Annotated in this window: 18 protein-coding genes; 5 read left to right on the top strand and 13 right to left on the bottom strand. The window is 66.3% G+C overall.

Annotated features, from left to right (window positions below):
* The first annotated feature begins 28 nt into the window (after nucleotides 1-28).
* The 3 genes from A3A5_RS0117480 to A3A5_RS0117470 are packed head-to-tail and all read left to right on the top strand — an operon-like array spanning nucleotide 29 to nucleotide 3,257.
* Nucleotides 29-1,018: a tripartite tricarboxylate transporter substrate binding protein gene (locus tag A3A5_RS0117480; RefSeq protein WP_018311834.1), complete on the top strand. Its 990-nt coding sequence runs from the start codon at nucleotides 29-31 to the stop codon at nucleotides 1,016-1,018.
* A 40-nt stretch (nucleotides 1,019-1,058) separates the two neighbouring features.
* Nucleotides 1,059-2,219 carry an acyl-CoA dehydrogenase family protein gene (locus A3A5_RS0117475; protein ID WP_018311833.1) on the top strand — a complete coding sequence of 387 codons (1,161 nt, stop codon included), beginning with the start codon at nucleotides 1,059-1,061 and terminating at the stop codon, nucleotides 2,217-2,219.
* 39 nt (nucleotides 2,220-2,258) lie between these two features.
* Nucleotides 2,259-3,257, top strand: a complete 999-nt coding sequence (locus A3A5_RS0117470) for an acyl-CoA dehydrogenase (protein WP_018311832.1) — start codon at nucleotides 2,259-2,261, stop codon at nucleotides 3,255-3,257.
* Between the two features lie 30 nt (nucleotides 3,258-3,287).
* Here the strand turns inward: A3A5_RS0117470 and A3A5_RS0117465 are convergent, their stop codons facing one another.
* From A3A5_RS0117465 to A3A5_RS0117430, 8 genes are all read right to left on the bottom strand, one after another.
* The gene (locus A3A5_RS0117465) at nucleotides 3,288-4,838 is read right to left on the bottom strand and encodes a SpoVR family protein (protein WP_018311831.1); all 1,551 of its coding nucleotides are present in this window, start codon (nucleotides 4,836-4,838) and stop codon (nucleotides 3,288-3,290) included.
* 136 nt (nucleotides 4,839-4,974) lie between these two features.
* Nucleotides 4,975-6,237, bottom strand: a complete 1,263-nt coding sequence (locus tag A3A5_RS0117460; protein WP_018311830.1) for a YeaH/YhbH family protein — start codon at nucleotides 6,235-6,237, stop codon at nucleotides 4,975-4,977.
* Nucleotides 6,238-6,274: 37 nt separating this feature from the next.
* On the bottom strand, nucleotides 6,275-8,197 hold the full coding sequence (locus tag A3A5_RS0117455) for a PrkA family serine protein kinase (protein WP_018311829.1): 1,923 nt from the start codon (nucleotides 8,195-8,197) through the stop codon (nucleotides 6,275-6,277).
* 456 nt (nucleotides 8,198-8,653) lie between these two features.
* Nucleotides 8,654-9,841, bottom strand: coding sequence for an acyl-CoA dehydrogenase family protein (locus A3A5_RS0117450; RefSeq protein ID WP_018311828.1), 1,188 nt, complete (start codon nucleotides 9,839-9,841; stop codon nucleotides 8,654-8,656).
* A 136-nt stretch (nucleotides 9,842-9,977) separates the two neighbouring features.
* The gene (locus tag A3A5_RS0117445) at nucleotides 9,978-10,757 is read right to left on the bottom strand and encodes an enoyl-CoA hydratase/isomerase family protein (protein ID WP_018311827.1); all 780 of its coding nucleotides are present in this window, start codon (nucleotides 10,755-10,757) and stop codon (nucleotides 9,978-9,980) included.
* A 20-nt stretch (nucleotides 10,758-10,777) separates the two neighbouring features.
* Nucleotides 10,778-11,761, bottom strand: coding sequence for a tripartite tricarboxylate transporter substrate binding protein (locus tag A3A5_RS0117440; protein WP_018311826.1), 984 nt, complete (start codon nucleotides 11,759-11,761; stop codon nucleotides 10,778-10,780).
* A 34-nt stretch (nucleotides 11,762-11,795) separates the two neighbouring features.
* Complete coding sequence (locus A3A5_RS0117435) at nucleotides 11,796-13,508, bottom strand: long-chain fatty acid--CoA ligase (protein WP_018311825.1); 1,713 nt, start codon at nucleotides 13,506-13,508, stop codon at nucleotides 11,796-11,798.
* Between the two features lie 34 nt (nucleotides 13,509-13,542).
* Entirely contained in the window at nucleotides 13,543-14,535 is a 993-nt protein-coding gene (locus tag A3A5_RS0117430; protein WP_026200867.1) for a tripartite tricarboxylate transporter substrate binding protein, read from the bottom strand.
* Nucleotides 14,536-14,853: 318 nt separating this feature from the next.
* On the opposite strand from A3A5_RS0117430, the gene A3A5_RS0117425 reads away from it, so the two are divergent.
* The gene (locus A3A5_RS0117425; RefSeq protein WP_018311823.1) at nucleotides 14,854-16,038 is read left to right on the top strand and encodes an AraC family transcriptional regulator; all 1,185 of its coding nucleotides are present in this window, start codon (nucleotides 14,854-14,856) and stop codon (nucleotides 16,036-16,038) included.
* Nucleotides 16,039-16,052: 14 nt separating this feature from the next.
* On the opposite strand, the gene A3A5_RS0117420 is transcribed toward A3A5_RS0117425, so the two are convergent.
* From A3A5_RS0117420 to A3A5_RS0117410, 3 genes are all read right to left on the bottom strand, one after another.
* On the bottom strand, nucleotides 16,053-16,259 hold the full coding sequence (locus A3A5_RS0117420) for a DUF6494 family protein (protein WP_018311822.1): 207 nt from the start codon (nucleotides 16,257-16,259) through the stop codon (nucleotides 16,053-16,055).
* A 152-nt stretch (nucleotides 16,260-16,411) separates the two neighbouring features.
* Nucleotides 16,412-17,656 carry a CaiB/BaiF CoA-transferase family protein gene (locus A3A5_RS0117415; protein ID WP_018311821.1) on the bottom strand — a complete coding sequence of 415 codons (1,245 nt, stop codon included), beginning with the start codon at nucleotides 17,654-17,656 and terminating at the stop codon, nucleotides 16,412-16,414.
* On the bottom strand, nucleotides 17,656-18,570 hold the full coding sequence (locus A3A5_RS0117410) for an SDR family NAD(P)-dependent oxidoreductase (RefSeq protein WP_018311820.1): 915 nt from the start codon (nucleotides 18,568-18,570) through the stop codon (nucleotides 17,656-17,658). Before A3A5_RS0117410 ends, A3A5_RS0117415 begins: the two co-directional genes overlap by 1 nt.
* A 189-nt stretch (nucleotides 18,571-18,759) precedes the next feature.
* On the opposite strand from A3A5_RS0117410, the gene A3A5_RS0117405 reads away from it, so the two are divergent.
* On the top strand, nucleotides 18,760-19,662 hold the full coding sequence (locus A3A5_RS0117405) for a LysR substrate-binding domain-containing protein (protein ID WP_018311819.1): 903 nt from the start codon (nucleotides 18,760-18,762) through the stop codon (nucleotides 19,660-19,662).
* A 21-nt stretch (nucleotides 19,663-19,683) separates the two neighbouring features.
* Here A3A5_RS0117405 and A3A5_RS0117400 read toward each other — a convergent pair whose 3' ends face one another.
* Both A3A5_RS0117400 and A3A5_RS0117395 read right to left on the bottom strand, forming a co-directional pair.
* Entirely contained in the window at nucleotides 19,684-20,190 is a 507-nt protein-coding gene (locus A3A5_RS0117400; protein ID WP_018311818.1) for a DUF2628 domain-containing protein, read from the bottom strand.
* 197 nt (nucleotides 20,191-20,387) lie between these two features.
* On the bottom strand, nucleotides 20,388-20,855 hold the full coding sequence (locus A3A5_RS0117395) for an MgtC/SapB family protein (protein WP_018311817.1): 468 nt from the start codon (nucleotides 20,853-20,855) through the stop codon (nucleotides 20,388-20,390).
* Nucleotides 20,856-21,105 lie beyond the last annotated feature (250 nt).

Here is a 21,105-nt window from a genome sequence, read left to right as displayed (position 1 = left end):
GTGGCTGCATGGATGGAGGAGACAAGCAATGAAGGCAAAGACTTTCATCACGACACTGGCTGCCGCGGCAGCCATCGTATTGCCGGCGGTGCTGGCGCAGCCGGCGGCGGCCGCCGATGCCGCCTATCCGTCGCACCCGATCCGCATGGTGGTGCCGTTCCCGCCGGGCGGCCCGACCGACCTGGTGTCGCGCGTGATCGCACGGCGCATGAGCGAGGAGCTCGGCCAGCAGGTACTGGTCGACAACCGGCCCGGCGCCAACGGCAATATCGGCGCGGAGATTGTCGCCAAGGCGCCGGCCGACGGCTATACGGTGCTGTACAACACTTCGTCGATCGCGCTGAGCCCGGCGCTCTACCGCAAGCTCAGCTACGACGTGAAACGCGATTTCGCGCCGGTGGCGCTAACGGCGATGGTGCCGCTGGTGCTGGAGGTCAACGCGCAGCTGCCGGTACAGAACGTGAAAGAGTTCATCCAGTACCTGAAGGCCAACCCCGACAAGCTCACCTACGGCTCGGCCGGCAACGGCAACGTGACGCACCTGGCGGCCTTCATGTTCCTGCAGGCCAACGGTCTGTCGGCGGTGCATGCGCCCTACAAGGGCAGCGCGCCGGCGCTGACCGACCTGGCCAGCGGCCAGGTGCAGTTCATGGCCGACACCATCAATTCATCGCTGCCCTTCATCCGCGACAAGCGCATGCGCGCGCTGGCCGTCACCAGCACCACGCGCAGCGCGCAGTTGCCGGACGTGCCCACCCTTGCCGAAACCGTGCAGCCGGGCTTCGAGGTCGGCGCCTGGCAGGGCATGATGGTGCCGGCCAGGACACCGGCCGAGACCGTGCGCAAGCTCAATGCCGCCGCCACCAGGGCGCTGGCCCACCCCGAGACGCGCGCGAGCCTGGCCGCGCAGGGCGCGCAGCCGCGCGGATCGACGCCGGAGGCCTACGCCGCCTACCTCAGCGCGGAAATGACGCGCTGGCAGAAGGTCGTGAAGGATTCAGGCGCGACGCTGGACTGAGACCACTGCCACCAGCCAATACAAGACACAGGATTTCACCGTGACCGCATTGCTTTCCACCTTCGGCCTGACCTCCCTGCCGCCGCACGCCGTGGCGTTCCGCGGCGAGGTGCGGGCCTTTCTCGATGAACACCTGCCCGCGCTGCCGCCGGAAACGCGCGCGCGCTCGTGGATGGGGTTCGATGCCGCCTTCAGCCGGGCGCTGGCCGCGCGCGGCTGGGTCGGCATCACGCTGCCGGCGCAGTTCGGCGGCGCGGGCCTGGACCCGTTTTCGCGTTTCGTGCTGGTGGAAGAACTGCTGGCCTGCGGCGCGCCGGTGTCGGCGCACTGGATCGCCGACCGCCAGAGCGGCCCGCTGATCCTGCGCTACGGCAACGACGCGCAGAAGGCGCGCTACCTGCCGGCGATCAGCCGCGGCGAGGCCTTCTTCTGCATCGGCATGAGCGAGCCCAACTCCGGCTCGGACCTGGCCAGCGTGGCCACGCGCGCGGTACGCCAGGCGGACGGCAGCTGGCGCCTGAACGGCCGCAAGATCTGGACCACCAATGCCGACCGCTGCCACTGCATGATCGCGCTGGTGCGTACCTCGGGCACGCCGCAGGACCGGCAGGCCGGGCTGTCGCAGTTCATCGTCGACCTGCACGCACCGGGCGTCACGGTGCGGCCGATCCACGACCTGGCCGGCGATGCGCACTTCTCCGAAGTCACCTTCGACGATGTGGCGCTGGCCCCGGACGCGCTGGTCGGCCAGGAAGGCAGCGGCTGGGAGCAGGTCAACGCCGAACTGGCGTTCGAGCGCAGCGGCCCTGAGCGCCTCTATTCCAGCGTGGTGCTGCTCGACTCCTGGCTCGACGCCATGCGCCGGCTGCCGACCGCACGGCGCGACACGGTGACCGTGGGCCGGCTCGCCGGCCACCTGGCGGTGCTGCGCGCCATGTCGCTGGCAGTCACGTCGCGGCTGGCCGCCGGTGAAAGCCCGGTGGTGGAGGCCGCGCTGGTGAAGGACCTGGGCACGACCTTCGAGCAGTCGATTCCGGCACTGGTGGAAGCCGCGCTCGGTGACGAACCCGCCTTGGCGGCAGATGGGGCGCTTTACCGGACCCTCGCCTATGTCACGCAGATCGCGCCATCGTATTCGCTGCGCGGCGGCACCCGCGAAATCCTGCGCGGCATGATCGCGCGCGGGCTGGGCCTGCGTTGAATCCGCCGCCGTCGACCGCCATCCTGAACGAGATACCCCATGCATAACGCCTACTCCGACGCCCTCGACGCGCTGCTGCGCGACTGCTGCCCGCCCGCCACCGTGCGCGCGCTGGAACAGCAGGCCAGTCCGCAGCCGCTGTGGCAAGCGCTGCTGGAAAGCGGCTTTGCCGATTGCCTGCTGCCCGAATCCGCCGGCGGCGCCGCGCTGCCGCTGCGCGAGCTGGCGCCGGTGCTCTTTGTCACCGGCCGCCACGCCTTGCCGTTGCCGCTGGCGCAGACCATCTTTGCGCGCGCGCTGCTGCAGGCGCATGGCATCGCCCTGCCCGCTGGCCCGGTCGCACTCGCCGGCCTTGAACACGGCGCCGGCGCGGCGCTGGTGGCCGATGCCCGTCATGCGCAGTGGTTCCTGTTGCAGGACGGCGAGCGCTGCCTGCTGCTGTCGGCAGCCGACGCCCGCGCCGAAGCTACCGGGGCCCATCACGACCTGACGCTGCGCGTGCCGCGCCCTGACACCTCGGCGCCGGCGGCCTTTTCACTGCCCGCCGGCACCCTGCGCACCCTGGGCGCCTGCCTGCACACGGCGCAACTGGCCGGCGCGCTGTCGCACGTGCTCGACATGACGCTGCAGTACGCCAACGACCGCCAGCAGTTCGGGCGCGCCATCGGCAAGTTCCAGGCGATCCAGCACCAGGTCAGCGAGATGGCCGAGCACGTTGCCGCCGCGCGCGTGGCCGCGCAGCTGGCCTGCGACAGCGGCAGCGGCACGCCCGACCGGCTGCGCGCGGCCATCGGCAAACTGCGCGCCAGCGATGCGGTCACGCCGGTGGCCGCCATCGCCCACGCCGTGCACGGCGCCATCGGGATCACGGAGGAATACGACCTGCAGCTCTATACGCGCCGGCTGCATGCGTGGCGCGTGGTGGACGGGTCGGAGCGCTGGTGGAGCCGGGTGCTGGGCGAGCAGGTGTGCGCCAGTGCCGGCCGCAACGCGGTGGAACTGGTGCGCGAATGGTGCGAACCCGCGCCCGCCGCCTGAGCGGCCGGGCTTAACCCCGGCAATTGCGGATCAGGCGGCCAGGCTGAGGCCGCCGTGCGGGCGGCGGTGGCGACGTTCCGGCTTGCATTCGTACTTCAACTCGGTGCGGCCGTCCTCATAGGCCACCTCGAGCCGCACGGTGAAGCCCCACAGCCGGGTCACGTGCCGGATCACCTCGTCAAAGTTGTGCGCCAGCGGCCGGCGGTCGTTCTGCAGGTGCCGCAGCGTCAGCGAGCGGTCGCCGCCCACGTCGACATTGGTGACCTGGATATTGGGCTCCATGCTGGAGAGGTCATATTGCGCCGCCATCAGCTGGCGGATCGCGCGGTAGCCTTCATCGTTGTGGATCGCTGTGACGCGCAGCTTGCCTTCGCGGTCATCGTCCAGCACCGAGAACAGCTTCAGCTCGCGGATCACGCGCGGCGACAGGAACTGCAGCAGGAAGCTCTCGTCCTTGAAGTTGCGCATGGCAAAGTCCAGCGTCTTGCGCCAGTCGCTGCCGGCGAATTCCGGGGCCCAGCGGTAGTCCTCTTCGGTCGGGTTTTCGCACATGCGGCGCAGGTCCTGGAACATCAGGAAACCGACCGTGTAGGGGTTCATGCCGCTGTAGTAGGGGCTGTTGTACGGCGGCTGGTAAATCACATTGGTATGCGCCTGCAGCAGCTCCATCATGAATGCATCGTTGACCAGCTTTTCCTCGTACAGCTGGTTGATGATGGTGTAGTGCCAGAACGTGGCCCAGCCTTCGTTCATGACCTTGGTCTGGCGCTGCGGATAGAAGTACTGCGCGATCTTGCGCACGATGCGCACGATCTCTCGCTGCCACGATGCCAGCCTGGGCGCGTTCTTCTCGATGAAGTACAGCAGGTTCTCCTGCGGCTCCGGCGGGAAGATGATTTCCCCTTCGGGTGCTTCGTCCTCCGATGCCAGCGCATGCGGCCGGTGCTTGGGCAGGGTGCGCCACAGGTCGTTGACCTGCATCTGCAGGTAGTTCTCGCGATCGGCCTGGCGCGCCTTCTCTTCGGTGATGGACAGCTTCTTAGGCCGCTTGTAGCGGTCCACGCCGTAGTTCTGCAAGGCGTGGCAAGAGTCCAGCAGCAGTTCCACCTCGCGTTCGCCGTAACGCTGCTCGCACTCGGCCACGTAGTTCTTGGCAAACAGCAGGTAATCGACAATGGCGTCCGCGTTGGTCCAGGTGCGGAACAGGTAGTTGCCCTTGAAGAAGGCGTTGTGGCCGTAGCAGGCGTGCGCGATCGTCAGCGCCTGCATCGGCATGGTGTTCTCCTCCATCAGGTAGGCGATGCAGGGATTGGAGTTGATGACGATCTCGTAGGCCAGCCCCATGTGGCCGCGCTGGTAGCTGCGCTCGGACGCCAGGAAGTGCTTGCCGTAGGACCAGTGGCTGTAGCCGACCGGCAGCCCCGCCGACGCGTAGGCATCGAGCATCTGCTCGGCGGTAATGATCTCGATCTGGTTGGGATAGGTATCCAGCCCGAATTCGCCGGCGATGCGGGCGATCTCGCGGTCATACCGTTTGATCAGCTCGAAGGTCCATTCCGAACCGGTGGAGAGATAAGCCATCTTCGCCCCTTGTTGCCCGGGCAAGGCGCCAGACCCGTCCGGCGCGCACGGCATCGCCGCGCCGCGTGGTCCGCGTTGCCTCGCCATTTGCCTTCACTGTGGCCTTTCCGCAAGGAAGGCCAGGATCGGCGCCACCCTATGCTGCGCGCTTCTGGAACAGGTCGTGCAGCACCGGGTAGATCTCGTCCGCACTGATGATGCGCTGCATCGCAAAGTGATCGAACTGTCCCTTGACCGTCAGATACTCTTCCCAGAGGTTCTGCGGCTCTTCCGATGCGACCTCAACGTATGCATAGTACTGCACCAGCGGCAGGATCGAATCGCGCAGCAGGCGTCCGCACAACTCGGAATCACCGGCCCAGTTATCACCATCTGACGCCTGCGCGCAGTAGATATTCCACTGGCTTGGCGGATAGCGGTCGTGGATCACTTCCACCATCAGCTTCAGCGCACTGGACACCACGGTACCACCGGACTCGCGCGAGTGGAAGAAGTCTTCCTCATCGACTTCCTTCGCCACCGTGTGATGGCGAATGAACACGACGTCGATGCGCTCGTAGTTGCGCTTCAGGAACAGGTACAGCAGCATGAAGAAGCGCTTGGCCAGGTCCTTGCGGCTCTCGTCCATCGAGCCGGACACGTCCATCAGGCAGAACATCACCGCCTGGGCCTGCGGGCGCTTCTTCAGCACGCGGTTGTTGTAGCGCAGGTCGAGCTTCTCGATAAAGGGCACGCGGTCGATGCAGGCACGCAGGTGCCGCATCTTCTCCATCAGCTCGAGCGTGCCTTCGGCGTAGGGTCCGTCCTTTTCCAGCGCCTCGCTGTAGTCCAGCTCCAGCTCGCGCAGGCGCTTCTGATAAGGGCTGGACAAGGCGATGCGCCGCCCCAGCGAGCTGCGCATGGTGCGCAGGATCGACAGGTTGGAAGGCGTGCCGTCGATGGAATAGCCGGCGCGCACCTTGCGCACCTCGGCGATCTTGGCGAGGTGGCGCTTGGCCAGGTCCGGCAGCGCCATGTCCTCGAAGAAGAAGTTCAGGAAATCCTCGCGCGACAGCGTGAAGACGAAATCGTCTTCGCCTTCGCCGCTGTCGCTGGCCCGCGAACCGGTCCCGCCACCGCCCTGCTGCTGGCGGTCGAAGGAGTCTCCCTTGACGAACTTCTTGTTGCCAGGGTGAATCCACTCGCGCCGCCCGCCCGGGCCGTGGTGGAAGATCGGTTCGGAGATGTCCTTGACCGGAATGGACACCTGGCCGCTCTGCTCGATGTCCATGATCTTCCGGCCGGACACCGCCTTTGCCACCGCTTGCCGTATCTGCTCGCGGTAGCGCTTGATGAAACGTTGCTGGTTGACGGCACTCTTGTTGCCGCCGTTCTCGCGCCGATCGATGACCGTAGCCATATGTTGCCCTCGTTGAGAGACCTGTTCCGCGGCGCCGTTACGATGATTTTCTTACGCGCAGATACCACTCCACCAGAAGTCTCACTTGCTTGGGCGTGTACCCCTTCTCGACCATGCGGTTGACGAAGTTCTCGTGCTTGTCCTGGTCTTCGCGCGAAGACTTGGCATTGAACGAGATCACCGGCAGCAGGTCTTCCGTGGTGGAGAACATGCGCTTCTCGATCACCATCCGCAGCTTTTCATAGCTGGTCCAGACCGGATTCTTGCCGCTGTTGTTGGCCCGCGCCCGCAGCACGAAGTTGACGATCTCGTTGCGGAAGTCCTTCGGATTCGAGATACCCGCGGGTTTTTCCACTTTCTCCAGTTCGTCGTTCAGCGCGTTGCGGTCGAGGATTTCACCGGTATTCGGATCGCGGTACTCCTGATCCTGGATCCACAGGTCGGCGAACACCACATAGCGGTCGAAGATGTTCTGGCCATACTCGGAATACGACTCCAGGTAAGCGGTCTGGATCTCCTTGCCGATGAACTCCACGAACGGCGTGGTCAGGTACTCCTTGATGTGCGACAGCAGCTTGGCTTCCTGCTCCGGCGGGAACTGCTCGCGCTCGATCTGCTGCTCAAGCACGTACAGCAGGTGCACCGGGTTGGCCGCCACTTCGGTGTTGTCGAAGTTGAAGACCTTGGACAGGACCTTGAACGCAAAGCGCGTCGACAACCCGTTCATGCCTTCGTCGATGCCGGCGTAGTCGCGGTATTCCTGGTACGACTTCGCTTTCGGATCCACGTCCTTCAGGCTCTCGCCGTCATAGACGCGCATCTTCGAGAAGACATTGGAGTTCTCGGGCTCCTTGATGCGCGTGAGCACCGCGAACTGCGCCATCATCTTCAGCGTGTTGGGCGCGCACGGCGCGGCCGACAGCGAACTGCTGCGCAAGAGCTTGTCGTAGATCTTCACCTCGTCGGACACGCGCAGCACGTACGGCACCTTGACGATATAGATCCGGTCCAGGAAAGCCTCGTTGTTCTTGTCCGACTTGAAGGTCGTCCACTCAGCCTCATTCGAGTGCGCAAGGATGATGCCGTCGAACGGGATCGCGCCGAAGCCTTCGGTGCCCTTGTAGTTGCCTTCCTGCGTTGCCGTCAGCAGCGGGTGCAGGACCTTGATGGGCGCCTTGAACATTTCAACGAACTCAAGCAGGCCGCGGTTGGCCAGGCAGAGCCCGCCGGAATAGGAGTAAGCGTCCGGATCATCCTGCGGAAAATCTTCCAGCTTGCGAATGTCGACCTTGCCGACCAGCGAGGAAATATCCTGGTTGTTTTCGTCGCCAGGCTCCGTCTTCGAGATCGCAATCTGCGACAGTACCGAAGGGCGCAGCTTGACCACCCGGAACCTGGTGATATCGCCGTTGAACTCGTGCAGGCGCTTGACCGCCCAGGGCGAGGCAATGGTGTTCAGATACCGGATCGGAATGCCGTAGTCCTCTTCCAGGATCTTGCCGTCTTCCTCTGGTGCGAACAGCCCAAGCGGCGACTCATGGATCGGCGATCCCTTGAGCGCGTAGATGGGGATCTCCTCCATCAGCGCCTTGAGCTTTTCAGCGAGCGAGGACTTGCCACCACCCGGGGGCCCGAGCAGGTAGAGGATCTGCTTGCGCTCTTCCAGGCCCTGCGCCGCGTGCTTGAAGAACGAGACGATCTGCTCGATCGTGTCCTCCATGCCGTAGAAGTCGCGGAAGGCCGGATAGATGCGGATGACCTTGTTGAAGAACAGGCGGGACAGCCTGGGGTCGTGGTGGGTGTCCACCAACTCAGGCTGGCCGATTGCGGCAAGCATGCGTTCGGCAGCAGTCGCGTAGGCAGTCGGATCCTTCTTGCAGATCTCCAGGTACTCCTGGATGCTGTATTCCTCTTCCTTGCGAGCTTCGAAGCGCGTAGCGTAATGGCCAAAAATGTCCATACCTCACTCCCGTCAGAGTTCACGTCCGAGGCGTAGGTAGTGCTACCCCTAAGGCTTCGCGCAACGTTCGCGGTACACCACCCCGGCCTGGCGACCTGTCATGTTGCGAAGTCTTTACTTCATCATAGTCAAATAACGTCGATGGTGGAGTCCGAGTTGACGAATCTTGCATCGATGCAACGCTTGTTTCGTTGCTGCATTTCTGCCGGATTTCGTGTCAGCCTTTGGCTGATTTCCCGCTCGGCTTCGCCCCCGCACGTGACGGGCCATTGACCATGCTTGTGACACACCTTACACCTTTCCCGCCAACCGTGCACATGCGGTTTTGTAACCATACGCACGAAAGCCGGCGCTTGTGCCGGCTTTCGTTTTTCCGCATTTTCTTAAGCGTTTCGGCGCACCAGCACGCGGACACTGCTGCTAGCGGACGCCTCACGCGCAGGCGCCACGCATGCGTCAGAGCGTGCGCGCCACCAGCTCCTTCATGATCTCGTTGGAGCCGCCGAAGATCTTGCTCACGCGTGCGTTCGCATACATACGTGCGATCGGGTATTCGAGCATGTAGCCGTAGCCGCCGTGCAACTGCAGGCACTCGTCAATGATCTGGCAGTTCTGCTGCGTGCACCACCACTTGGCCATGGCCGCCGTGGCAGCGTCGAGCTCGCCGTCCATCAGGCGCAGCATGCAATCGTCCACGAACGTCGCGGCAATGGTGGCGACTGTCTTGCACTCCGCCAGCTTGAAGCGCGTGTTCTGCAGGTCGGCCAGCGGCTGGCCGAACACCTTGCGCTGGCGCACATATTCGGTGGTCAGCTCGATGGCGCGCTGCATGGTCGCCACGGCCCCGAGCGCAATGATCATGCGCTCCTGCGGCAGCTGCTGCATAAGCTGGTAGAAACCCTGCCCCTCCTGCGTGCCCAGCAGGTTGGCGCACGGCACCAGCACGTCGTCGAAGAAGAGTTCGGCGGTGTCCTGCCCTTTCTGCCCGATCTTTTCGAGAATGCGGCCGCGGCGGAAGCCAGGCAGGTCGCGCGTCTCCACCATGATCAGCGACACGCCGCGCGAACCGGCTTCCGGGTCGGTCTTGGCCACCACGCAGACCAGGTCGGCGTGATACCCGTTCGTGATGAAGGTCTTTGCACCGTTTATGCGATAGCAGTCTCCGTTTTCGGTCTGTTCGCGCACCGAGCGGGTGCGTATCGCTTTGAGGTCAGAACCGGCGCCAGGTTCCGACATGGCAATGGCCGCCACCATTTCGCCGCTGGCCATTTGCGGCAGCCATTTCTTCTTCTGCTCTTCCGTGCCGTAGTTGAGCAGGTAATGTGCCACGATGCCGCTGTGCACGTTATTGCCAAGGCTGGTGACGACCGCACGCGACATCTCCTGGGTGATGACGGCCTCGTGGGCAAAGGTGCCGCCACCGCCGCCGTATTCCTCGGGGATGCTGGCGCACAGCAGTCCGATCTCGCCGGCACGGCGCCAGACCTCGCGGTCGATATAGCCCTGGTCGGCCCAGCGGGCCTCGTTGGGCGCCAGTTCGCGCTCGATGAAGCGGCGCACGGTTTCCTGGAACATTGCCAGTTCTTCGGTCATCCAGGGGGTCTTGCGTACGGCGGGCGCCGCGTGCTGGTCGTGGGATCCCATATGGTGTGCTGAAATAAGGGTAAACGAGAAAAAGAGCAGGCGACTGGTACCGTCCGGCCAGCGCCCGCCTGTATACGTAAACGACGGCCTGGCGAGGCAGCCGGATGCTGCGTCGCAGCATGACCGGCGGCGCCGCTCAGTCCGGCCAGCGGTAGCGCAGCGGCTGCTTGGCCATGAAACGGTCGGCAGCCTCGCGGCGATAGGCGGTCGAGAAGGCAATGCCCTGCCCGTCCGCTTCCATTGCCAGCATGGTGTGCAGGTCCTGGTTGAGCGAGGCATTCAGCGCCTGCTTGGTCAGGCCTACCGCCACCGGCGATGCTTCAGTGAAGGCCTGCGCCAGCGCCCGCGCGCGTTCCTGCAGGCTGTCCGCCGGCACGATTTCCATGACGACGCCAAGGTCTTGCGCGGCCTGGGCGTTCAGCTCGCGCATCGAGAACATCAGCGCCTTGGCCCGCTGCAGGCCGATCATCCGCGGCAGCGTGTAGAACACGCCACAGTCGGGGACCAGCCCCATGCGCAGGAACGGCAGCCCGAAGCGCGCGCGCGGCGTGGCCAGGATGATGTCGGCCGTCAGCGCCAGGCTGAAGCCCGCGCCATAGGCCGCGCCGTCCACCGCGGCGATGACCGGCACGTCGAGCTGGATCAGGTCTTCCAGCCAGCCGTGCACCTTCTGCAGGCGCTTTCGGCCCTGCTCGGCATTGATCTCGACCTGCATCGAGCTGATATCGCCGCCCGACGAGAAATCGGTGCCGGCAGCGGTCAGGATCAGCGCGCGCACGCTGTCATCGGCGCGTACCCGGCGAATCACTTCGCCGATCTCCTCGCGCATCGGCAAGGACAGCGCGTTCTTGCGCGCCGGCGAGTCCAGCGTCAGGGTGGCGACGCCGTCCTCGACGGCAAAGCGGATAGTTTCCATCGGTTGGCTCCGTTGCGGTCTCAGTCCAGCTGGATGTTGGCGTCGCGCACGATCTTGGCCCATTTGGGCGTGTCGCCGGCCACCACGGCGGCCAGCTCCTGCGGCGCGGACCCGACCGGCTGCAGGCCCATGCCGGCCAGCTTTTGCGTCACTTCGGGCAGCCGCACGATGCGCGCGGTCTCTGCCGCCAGCTTCGCCGTCACATCCTTGGGCGCATTGGCAGGCAGGAACAGCGCGAACCAGCCATTGGGCTCGAACCCCGCCAGGCCGAGTTCGGAAAAAGTCGGCACATTGGGCAGCGCCTTGTAGCGCTGGGTCCCGGTGATGCCGAGGATCTTGAACTTGTTGCTGCCCAGGTAGGGATTGGCCGAGGTCACGTCGACAAAGGCGCTGTCCACCTGGCCGCCGAGCAGGTCGCTCATCAGCGGCGCCGCGCCCTTGTACGGGATATGCGCGATCTCGATGCCGGCTTGCTGCTTGAGCAGTTCGCCGTGCAGGTGCGACGAGGTGCCGTTGCCGTACGAGCCATAGCTGAGCTTGCCGGCCTTGGCCAGTGCCAGGAATTCGCGCATGTTGCTGGCCGGCACGCGGTTGGGCACCACGAACAGGTCGGACGACTTGGCAATCAGCGAGACCGGGGTGAAATCCCTGGCCACATCGTACGGCGTGCGCTTGTACAGGGCCGGCGACTGGATCAGCGCGGTGATCGCCAGCAGGATGGTGTAGCCGTCCGCCGGCGCCTTGGCGACGGTGTCGTTGCCCAGCATGCCGCTGGCGCCGGGCTTGTTTTCCACCACCACGGGCTGGCCGAGGCTTTCGGCCAGGCGCTGGCCGATCAGGCGGCCCACGGTGTCGGTGCCGCCGCCGGCCGGGTACGGCACGATCATGCGGATCGGCTTGCCGGGATACGGTTGCTGCGCGAAGGCGCTGCCCGCGCCGCCGAGGATGGCCGCGCCGGCCAGGGTGCCGGCCTGTGCCAGCCAGTTGCGTCTGCTTTGCTGCATGCTGTCTCTCTCTTTCCTGATTTGCCCGCTGGCGTCAGGCGCGCGGGTTGTCCGCCTGCATCTCGCGCTCCTGCAAGGCGCGCCACAGGATCTTGCCGGTGGCCGACTTGGGCAGCGCATCGACCACGTCGACAATGCGCGGCACCTTGTACGCGGCCATATGCTCGCGGCACCAGGCCATGATGCGTTCGGGGTCGGCTTCAGCCGTGCCGCGTGCTTCCGGGCGCAGCGCCACCACGGCCTTGACGGTCTCGCCGCGGCGCTCGTCGCGGGCGGCGATCACGCAGGCTTCGTGGATGGCCGGGTGCCCGTACAGCAGGTTCTCCACCTCGGCCGGCCAGACCTTGTAGCCGGACGCGTTGATCATCCGCTTGAGGCGGTCGCGCATGAAGAAGTAGCCTTCTTCATCCATGAAGCCAAGGTCGCCGGTGCGCAGGAAGCGCTTGCCGCCGAGCTCGATGAAGGTGGCCGCGTTGGCTTCCGGGTTGTGCCAGTAGCCCTGCATCACCTGCCCGCCGTGGACCACGATCTCGCCGGTCTCGCCGTAAGGCAGTTCCTGCAGCGTCTCGGGATCGACCACGCGCGCGTCAACGCCGAAGGTGGCGATGCCCAGGCATTCGCGCTTGGGCTGGTTGCGCGGGTTGGACAAGATGAAGGCGGCGGTCTCGGTCATGCCGTAGGCCTCGACGTAGGGCAGGCCGAAACGCTCCTGCAGCATATTGGCCACCGCTTCGGGCATGGCCGCGCCGCCGCCGCCCACGTAGGCCAGGCTCGACAGGTCGCGCGCATCGATGCCCGGCTGCGAGAAGAAGTCCACCATCATCGCCGGCGGCGCACCCCAGACCGAGACGCGGTAGCGCTCGATCAGGTCCGCGGCCAAGGCGCGGTCCCAGCGCGGCATCAGCACCACGGTGGCGCCCAGGTAGAGCGGCGAGTTCATGCAGTTCTGCATGCCCAGCAGATGGAACATCGGCGCCACGGCCAGCACCACGGATTCGGGCGTAGCGCCACGCCAGATCACCGATCCGGCCGCCGCGGTCATCAGCGTGCCGTGGCTATGCATGCAGCCCTTGGGATGGCCGGTGGTGCCGGACGTATAGGCCAGCATGCACAGCGTGTCGTAGCCGGCCTGGTGCGGCAGCGGCCGGTGCCCGGCGGCGCTGGCCGCGTCCCAGGCCACCGGCATCGCGCCGGAGGGCGCAGCCTGCGGCGCGGGCGGCGGTTCGCGCAGCCAGGCCGGCACGGCCAGGCCGCCGTCGTCGCACAGCATGCCGGCATAGTCGTGCAGGATCACATGGCGCAACGCCGGGCCGTGCAGCGGTGCCACGCGCTGGTACAGCTCGCTGCCGGCAAAGGCGGCCACCGCGCCGCTGTCCTGCACCACATGGGCAAGTTCGGCTTCCAGCCACATCGGGTTGGCCGGGACCACCACGCCTTCGGCGCGCAGGATCGCGTAGTAGGCAATGATGAACTGCGGGCAGTTCTGGCTGAACAGCAGCACCCGGTCGCCCGGCTGGATGCCGCAGGCCTGCTGCAGGTAGCCCGCCATCCGTTCGATCTCGTCCTGCAGCTGGCCGTAGGAAATCGCGGTGCCGAAATACTGGATCGCGGTCTTGTCCGGATAGCGGTGCGCCGCCGCCTCGACGTTGTAAAACAAGCTGGTGCGAGGCGTATGCAGCGTGGCCGGCAGGCCGGGCGGCCAGGCGGGGGAACGGAACGGCTGATTGGTATTTGTAGCAGGCTTCATTTGCAGCAATCGATACGGGTCAGTCGGGAAGAACTCAGTCCAGGCGGATGTTGTTGGTGCGGATGACCTTGCCCCAGCGTGCGTAGTCAGCCTGGACGGTCTGCGCGAACGCATCCGGCGTGCTGCCGGTCAGGACGATGCCCATGTCGTTCATGCGCTTGCGAATGTCCGGCTGGGACAGGATGCGGTTGACGTCGGCCGAGTACTTGTCGACGATGGCCCGGGGCGTGGCGGCAGGCAGGAACAGGCCGAACCATCCCAACCCATCCATGCCGGCAACGCCCGCTTCGCGGAAGGTCGGCACATCCGGCAACTGCGGCGAGCGGCCGCCGCCGGTCACGGCCAGCGCGCGCAGGCGGCCCGAGGCGTTGTGCGGCTTGGCGCCCATCACCGAGATGATGGCGGCCGGCACCTGCCCGCCCAGCAGGTCGTTCAGCTCCGGTGCCTCACCCTTGTATGACACATGGACCATGTCCAGCTTGGCGGACTCCTTGAAGATCTCGCCGTACAGATGGCCGCTTGAGCCGGTGCCGTAGGAGCCGTAGGAGAACTGCCTGGGCTTGGCGCGGACGAGCTCGATGAATTCTTTCAGGCTGGTGGCCGGCACCGAGTTGTGCACGGCAAAGACCAGGTTGGTGGTGCCCAGCTCCGACACCGCGGCAAAGTCCTTGACCGGGTCCACCGGCGGCTTCGCATACAGGCTGGGCGCCTGCACGAGGGTGGTGATCGTCAGCAATGCGGTATGGCCGTCAGGCTCGGCGCGGGCCACGGCCTCGGAGCCGATCATGCTGCTCGCGCCGGGGCGGTTCTCCACCACCACCGGACGCGACCAGGCCTTGCCAAGCCCGTCGGCAATGGCACGCGCGAGCACATCGGTGGCGCCGCCGGCCGGGTATGGCACGACCAGCCGGACCGTCTTCGACGGGAACTGCCCCTGGGCGAAGGCGGCACCCCCACCCAGCACCCCGGCCACGGCCAGCAACCCGGCCCCAAAGCGCCACAACGCACTACGACGATCTGCCTGCATGTGTTGTCTCCATTGTCTTTTTCTGAGGCGGGAACGGGTCTTTGCCCCGTTTCTGGTCCCGTCCGGGCCGGTGCGCCGGCCTTGTATCGGTATTAGCCGCAGAGTGCGCGATGCTGCGGTGCGTGGACAATGACCAGACAGGCCAAAATGATTGGCCGAATCGCTCAGATGGAAGGCAGCCTTTGGCAAATCCCGATTGTGCGGTGCGGTCGCGGCTTGCTAAGGTGGCGGGACGATGCGGCGAAACGTCCGGGAACGCCCGCGGAACCAGCCGTTCCGCGGTGCTGGCGCCGACGCGTCACCGTGATGAGGAGACCCATGCATACCGCTGTCCTGTCATCGCTGCGCCCGCCCGTGCCGGGCAAACTGCACCTCTCCGGCAGCACACTGCCGCCGGCGCTCGTGCATGGCCATGCCGCCGGCTGTGCCGATGCCCTGGCCACCCCGGCGCAAGCCGCGCCACAGGCCTCGGCGCGCCACACCATTGCGATCCAGCATGTGGATCACATCCTGCTGGGCCCGCGCCGGCTGGGCCACGACATTGCCGCGCTGCTGCGCCGGGCCGGAATTTCACCGGCGCTGCTGGCCTCGCCCCATGCGCGCGTCACCCAGGGTCAGTACGCGGCGCTGATCCGCACGCTGCGCCGCGTCATGCGCGATGAACTGTGGGGCCTGCTGGACCGGCCCGTGACCCCGGGCGTGTTTGCGCAGGCGTGCCGCAACCTGATCCATTGCGCCACGCTGGAAGACGCCATCCGCGCGGGGCTGCGCCTGTACCGGCTGCATATCGATGCCTTTGCGCCACGCCTGCATGTCAGCGCCGACGGCAAGACCGCCTCCGTGGTGCTGCATCCGCGCACGCCGGCCTCGGCCTGCCGCAGCTTTGCCGAATCGACTTTCGTGTTCCATGCTTACGCGCTGCTCAGCTGGCTGGTCGCCGGCCATATCCCGCTGGCGCGGGTCGACCTGAGCGCCGCGCCGTCACAGGGCGGCCCGGAGACCGAGCGCGTCTTCAAGACCGCCGTGCATTACGGCCAGCCCGTCTCCGTGCTGCATTTCGATGCCGCCAGCCTGCGCCTGCCGGTGATGCAGGACGCCGCCAGCCTGCGCGAGTTCCTGCGCGAGACGCCGCGCAACCTGCTGATCCGCTACCGCGACAACAGCTGCCTGGCCGAGCGTATCCGGCAGCACTTGCGCTCCCATCTGGATGACGAACTGCCGTCGCTGGAACAGATGGCGCAGATGCTGCGGCTTACGCCCCAGACGCTGCGCCGCCGGCTGCGCGACGAGGGCAGCGGCTACCAGAGCATCAAGGACAGCCTGCGCCGCGACGTGGCCATCGGCATGATGGAGCGCCCCGGCATGACGCTGCAGGACGTGGCGCTGCGGCTCGGGTTCTCGGAACCGAGCACGTTCCACCGGGCGTTCAAAAAGTGGACGGGTGTGGCGCCGGGGGAATACCGGATGCGGGGGATGCGGGGAGAGACTGCGCCGGTTGCGTAGCCGGTATGGCACGCTTACTCAAGCTGGATTTCACCCTCGAAGCGCGCCTGGAGCTTGACGCCCGCCAGTTCCAGGGTCATCGACACCGGCAAGTGCTCGGTGCCGGCAATGGTGCCGTCGGCCAGTGCCTTCGCAATCGCCTGCTCGATCTCGCGCTGGGAACTGACGCCAACCACCTTCAGGAACTTGCGGATGCTGAGGTTGAAGGTTTCTTCATTCATGGCTGTCTCCTCGGAGCCGGCTTTGCGACCGCTATCCAGACAGCCTAGGCGATGGGGGAGGCGATGGGGAGACTTTGTGACGGTGCCTGTCGGCCCGGACCAGGTGAATTGACCACCGGTGCCCGGCAGTTCCCCGCCAGGCACCAGCCACGTCAGACCACGCCTTGCTCGCGCAGCCTGGTGATGCGCTCGGCCGACAAACCCAGCACCGTTTCCAGCACGTGCGCGGTATGCTCGCCCAGCCTGGGCGGCGGCGCATCGTATTGCACCGGGGTCGCCGACAGCCGCAGCGGGCTCTTGACGGTCGGGCACAGGCTGCCATCGTCGCGCACCAGGTCGACCTGCAGCTCGCGATGCCGCACCTGCGGGTCGTCCAGCACCTGCCCGTAGTCGTTGATTGGCCCGCACGGGATGCCCTGCGCTTCCAGCGCCTGCACCCAGTGCGCCGTCGGCCGCGTGCGCATATGCGCCTCAAGCAGCGGCACCAGCGTGTCGCGATGGATGATGCGGCCGGGGCCGGTGGCAAAGCGCTCGTCGGCGGCCAGGTCGGGACGCTCGACGCCGCGGCAATACGCCTGCCACTGCCCGTCGTTGCCGGCCGCCACGATCATGTAGCCGTCGGCGGTGGCGAACACATGGTAGGGCACCATATTGGCGTGCGCATTGCCGTAGCGCGGCATGGCCTTGCCGGTCACGCGCTGGGCGATGATCGGCGTGGCGCCGACCGCCACCACCGCGTCGAGCAGCGCCATGTCGATATGCTGGCCCTCGCCGGTGCGTTCGGCATGGCGCAAGGCGGCCAGCACGGCCACAGTGGCGTACATGCCGGTAAGCATGTCGACCACCGCCACGCCCACCTTCTGTGGCCCGCCCCCGGGCAGGTCGTCGCGCTCGCCGGTGACGCTCATCAGGCCGCCCAGGCCCTGGAAGATGAAGTCATAGCCGGGCTTGTGCGCGCTCGGCCCGGTCTGGCCGTAGCCCGTGATCGAGCAATAGACGATGGACGGGTTGATTGCCTTGAGGCTTTCATAGTCCAGCCCGTAGCGCTTCAGGTCGCCGACCTTGTAGTTCTCCAGCACGATCTGCGACTTCGCGGCCAGCTCGCGCACGATCTCCTGTCCCTGCGGGCTGGCGATGTCCAGCGTCACCGACTGCTTGCCGCGGTTGGCGCCGGCAAAGTAGGTGGCATCGCGCGAGGGCTGCCCGTCCGCGCCAGGCAGCCAGGGCGGCCCCCACGAACGGGTGTCGTCGCCCGCGCCGGGCCGCTCCACCTTGATGACCTCGGCGCCCAGGTCCGCCAGGTTCTGCGCGCACCAAGGGCCGGCCAGGATGCGCGACAGGTCGAGCACCCGCACGCCGGCAAGCGCGCCGTGCGTCGGGGCCTGGCTGCCCGCCATCAGATCGGATCCCAGCTGATCACGTCGGGGGAGCGCTCCAGCTTGAAGAAGCTGTTGCGCATGGCCGGCATGGCGATCTCGCCCACCGTTTCAGGAGTCCAGCCCTCGCTCATATGCACCGAGCGCACCGGGCGCGGCTGGCTCATCAGGATGATCTCGTTGGCGCGCACCGCGAAGATCTGGCCGTTGACTTCGCTGGCGGCCGGGCTGGCAAGGTAGACCGCCACCGGCGCGATCTTGCCGGCTTCCATCTTCTGCAGCTTGGCCACGCGTGCCTTCTCTTCCGGCGTTTCGGCCGGGATCGAACTGGTCATGCGGCTCCAGGCGAACGGCGCGATGCAGTTCGAGCGCACGTTGAAGCGCTGCATGTCCAGCGCGATCGACTTGGACAGCGCGGCAATGCCCAGCTTGGCCGCCGAGTAGTTGGCCTGGCCCAGGTTGCCGATCAGGCCGGAGGTGGAGGTCATGTGCACGTAGGCGCCGCTCTCCTGGTCCTTGAAGTAGCTGGCCGCGGCGCGGCTGACGAAGAAGGTGCCGTGCAGGTGCACGTCGATCACCGAGCGCCATTCTTCTTCATTCATCTTGAAGAACATGCGGTCGCGCAGGTTGCCGGCATTGTTGACCACGGCGTCGATGCGGCCGAAGTTGTCCAGCGCGCATTGCACGATGGCATTGGCGCCGTTCCAGGTCGACACGCTGTCGGTATTGGCCACGGCCTCGCCGCCGGCGGCACGGATTTCCTCCACCACGCGCTGAGCGGGGCCCGCGTCGCCGCCCTCGCCGGTCATCGACACGCCGAGGTCATTGACCACCACCCTGGCGCCGGCGGCGGCCAGCGCCAGCGCGATGCCGCGCCCGATTCCACCACCTGCGCCCGTCACCAGCGCGACCTTGCCTGCCATCAAACCGCTCATTGCGTTGCTCCTCTGAATACTTTTTGTGCGGTCACCGACCGCAAATCCGGCGAAACACCCCTGCGCCGCGGGCATCGCCCGCCGATGCGGTCAATCCGGATGTCCACGCAGCAGTGGATACGATAAATTGACGGCCGAGACTTTGGAATTCACGAATCACAAAACTGGCCTTTGGCCTGACGGAAGCCCATGCATTACGACCTGACCGACCTCCGCCTCTTCCTGAATGTTGGCGAGACGGAGAACCTGACCCGCGCGGCCGAACGCAGCTTCCTGTCGCTGCCCGCGGCCAGCACCCGGATCAAGCAGCTGGAAGAGGCGTTCCAGACACAATTGCTGATCCGCCAGGTCAAGGGCGTGCGCCTGACGCCGGCGGGCGATGCGCTGCTGCGCCACGCGCGCGAGGTCTTCCGCGAACTGGAATGCCTGCACGCCGACCTGCGGCCCTATGCCAAGGGGGTCAAAGGCCGCGTGCGGCTGCTGGCCAACACCACCGCCACCAACTCGTTCCTGGCCACCGGCGTATCGCGCTTCCTGAGCGAGAACCCGGACGTGGACATCGAGCTGGAAGAGCACCTGTCGCAGGAAATCGTCTCGGCCATCAGCGCCGGCGCCGCCGACCTGGGCATCGTGGCCGGTGAAGTCGCCACCCAGGACCTGGACGCGATGCACCTGTGCAGCGATGAGCTGATCGTGATCGCACCGGTCAACCACCCGCTGCCGGCCTTCAAGCGGCTGCATTTCGCCGACCTGCTCGATACCTGCCGCTTTGTCGGCCTGAACCAGTTCAGCGCGATCCAGTCCTTCCTGGACCGCATCGCCGGCGGCATGGGCAAGCGCATCAGCCTGCGCATCCAGGTGGGCAGCTTCGATGCCGTATGCCGCATGGTCGAGGCCGGCGCGGGCATCGCCATCGTGCCCAACAGCTGCGCGCGCCGCTACGCCAGCCGCAAGGTGCTGCGCTTTATCCAGCTGGAAGACGAATGGGCCAAGCGCGAGCTGCGCCTGGTGCGCCGCCCGGGGCGCGAACTGCCCCAGTTTGCCGAAGCGCTGATCCAGTACCTGGTCGACGCGGCGCGCGAGCCGGTGTAAGTCGGGTAAGCCGTCGACCGTTCAGCCGGCGGCCAGCCCGCCGCCCTGCACCACCAGCCCCGCCAGCGGGCTCAGCGACACCGCCATCACCACCAGCAGCAGGCCCATGGCGAACACACCGGGCCAACTTGTGCGGCCACAGCGCGCCAGCGAGTCGTACACCAGTTCCGGTGAAAAATGGTACTCGCGCAGGTGCCGGATGGTCGCCTCGGCATGCCAGCGGTAGACCTGGTTGCCATACATGCCGAGCAACAGCGCCATGGCATACAGCATTGGCCGGACTGCCAGCGGCATCTTCAGCCCGAACAGCGCGTGCAGCACCGGCTCGGCGCAGACGATCAGGGCATAGACCCCCACCTGCCAGTACATGCGCCGGTAGGCCATCCAGAACGGTCCCAGCAGGCACGCCGCCCAGTTCCACGACATGCCGCCGCGCGCCTCGGCCAGGGACCAGCGCTGGCTGTAGTACGCATAGCGCGGCCCCACGAATGCGGCCAGCGCCGCGTCGTCACGGATCGATGATTTCATGCCAACCTCCCCCCTGCTCTGCCGCGGCTGCGTCATTAAATCGCGGCGCAACCTGTGCCACAGCATAGGCCGCGCGGCGCGCTGGCTGCGTGCGCTGGCGCGCATTGCGGCGGCAAATGGCGGAAATTGGCGGGCAAGCGAACAGACCGGCGCACGCCGGGGCGGCGGGGGTGCCGCATGCGCCAGGCACCGGCGCGCTATTCCCAGCGCAGCAGGATCTGCAGGATGACCAGCGTGAAGACGGTGGCGATCACCGCGGTGACAGGGCGCCCCAGGCCGGCAGCCACGCCGATGGCGGCGACCATCCAGATGCTGGCCGCGGTGGTCAGGCCCTGGATGTGGGCTTCGTCGCTGTGCTTCAGGATCGCGCCGGCGCCAAGGAAGCCGATGCCGGCAATCAGCCCCTGCAGCACGCGGCTTATGTCGCCCAGCGGCACCCCGGCCTGCAGCGGCACCAGCACGAACAGCGCCGAGCCCAGCGCCACCAGCATATGGGTGCGCAGCCCCGCTGCCTTGCCGGAGGCCTGGCGCTGATAGCCGATCAGGCCGCCCAGCAGCATCGCCATGAACAGTCGCGCCAGGATGCGGGTGGCCTCGCCAGCGTCCGGCACATCGGCGAACTCGGCGCGCAAGGCACCGTAAATTTCGGACCAGACCCCCTCCATGGCTCGCCTCCGGATGCTTTGGTGCACGCCTGAGCGTAGCACGGGACGCCCGGCGGCAAGGCGCCGGCGCCACATCGCGCAGGCGGCCCGGCGCGTGCGGCAGTGTCCTACATGGCAAGCGGAAGCTCCCCGACAGTCCCGGCATTGCCGCGTTCCTATATTGGAAGCACCAATACGCGTCTTCAACAGGAGCAACACCATGCCCTACATCCTCGCCTGGCTGCTTGGTGTCCCGGCCTTCGTCCTGATC

The organism is Cupriavidus sp. UYPR2.512 (genome assembly GCF_000379565.1).
Lineage (GTDB): Bacteria > Pseudomonadota > Gammaproteobacteria > Burkholderiales > Burkholderiaceae > Cupriavidus.
This window is presented reverse-complemented; position numbering and strand designations above follow the sequence as displayed.

Bases quoted from the DNA above. Each gene is read 5' to 3' on its own strand.
- A3A5_RS0117480 (WP_018311834.1), top strand. From the start codon at position 29: ATGAAGGCAAAGACTTTCATCACGACACTGGCTGCCGCGGCAGCCATC.
- A3A5_RS0117470 (WP_018311832.1), top strand. From the start codon at position 2,259: ATGCATAACGCCTACTCCGACGCCCTCGACGCGCTGCTGCGCGACTGC.
- A3A5_RS0117465 (WP_018311831.1), bottom strand. From the start codon at position 4,838: ATGGCTTATCTCTCCACCGGTTCGGAATGGACCTTCGAGCTGATCAAA.
- A3A5_RS0117460 (WP_018311830.1), bottom strand. From the start codon at position 6,237: ATGGCTACGGTCATCGATCGGCGCGAGAACGGCGGCAACAAGAGTGCC.
- A3A5_RS0117455 (WP_018311829.1), bottom strand. From the start codon at position 8,197: ATGGACATTTTTGGCCATTACGCTACGCGCTTCGAAGCTCGCAAGGAA.
- A3A5_RS0117450 (WP_018311828.1), bottom strand. From the start codon at position 9,841: ATGGGATCCCACGACCAGCACGCGGCGCCCGCCGTACGCAAGACCCCC.
- A3A5_RS0117445 (WP_018311827.1), bottom strand. From the start codon at position 10,757: ATGGAAACTATCCGCTTTGCCGTCGAGGACGGCGTCGCCACCCTGACG.
- A3A5_RS0117440 (WP_018311826.1), bottom strand. From the start codon at position 11,761: ATGCAGCAAAGCAGACGCAACTGGCTGGCACAGGCCGGCACCCTGGCC.
- A3A5_RS0117435 (WP_018311825.1), bottom strand. From the start codon at position 13,508: ATGAAGCCTGCTACAAATACCAATCAGCCGTTCCGTTCCCCCGCCTGG.
- A3A5_RS0117430 (WP_026200867.1), bottom strand. From the start codon at position 14,535: ATGCAGGCAGATCGTCGTAGTGCGTTGTGGCGCTTTGGGGCCGGGTTG.
- A3A5_RS0117425 (WP_018311823.1), top strand. From the start codon at position 14,854: ATGCATACCGCTGTCCTGTCATCGCTGCGCCCGCCCGTGCCGGGCAAA.
- A3A5_RS0117420 (WP_018311822.1), bottom strand. From the start codon at position 16,259: ATGAATGAAGAAACCTTCAACCTCAGCATCCGCAAGTTCCTGAAGGTG.
- A3A5_RS0117415 (WP_018311821.1), bottom strand. From the start codon at position 17,656: ATGGCGGGCAGCCAGGCCCCGACGCACGGCGCGCTTGCCGGCGTGCGG.
- A3A5_RS0117410 (WP_018311820.1), bottom strand. From the start codon at position 18,570: ATGAGCGGTTTGATGGCAGGCAAGGTCGCGCTGGTGACGGGCGCAGGT.
- A3A5_RS0117405 (WP_018311819.1), top strand. From the start codon at position 18,760: ATGCATTACGACCTGACCGACCTCCGCCTCTTCCTGAATGTTGGCGAG.
- A3A5_RS0117400 (WP_018311818.1), bottom strand. From the start codon at position 20,190: ATGAAATCATCGATCCGTGACGACGCGGCGCTGGCCGCATTCGTGGGG.
- A3A5_RS0117395 (WP_018311817.1), bottom strand. From the start codon at position 20,855: ATGGAGGGGGTCTGGTCCGAAATTTACGGTGCCTTGCGCGCCGAGTTC.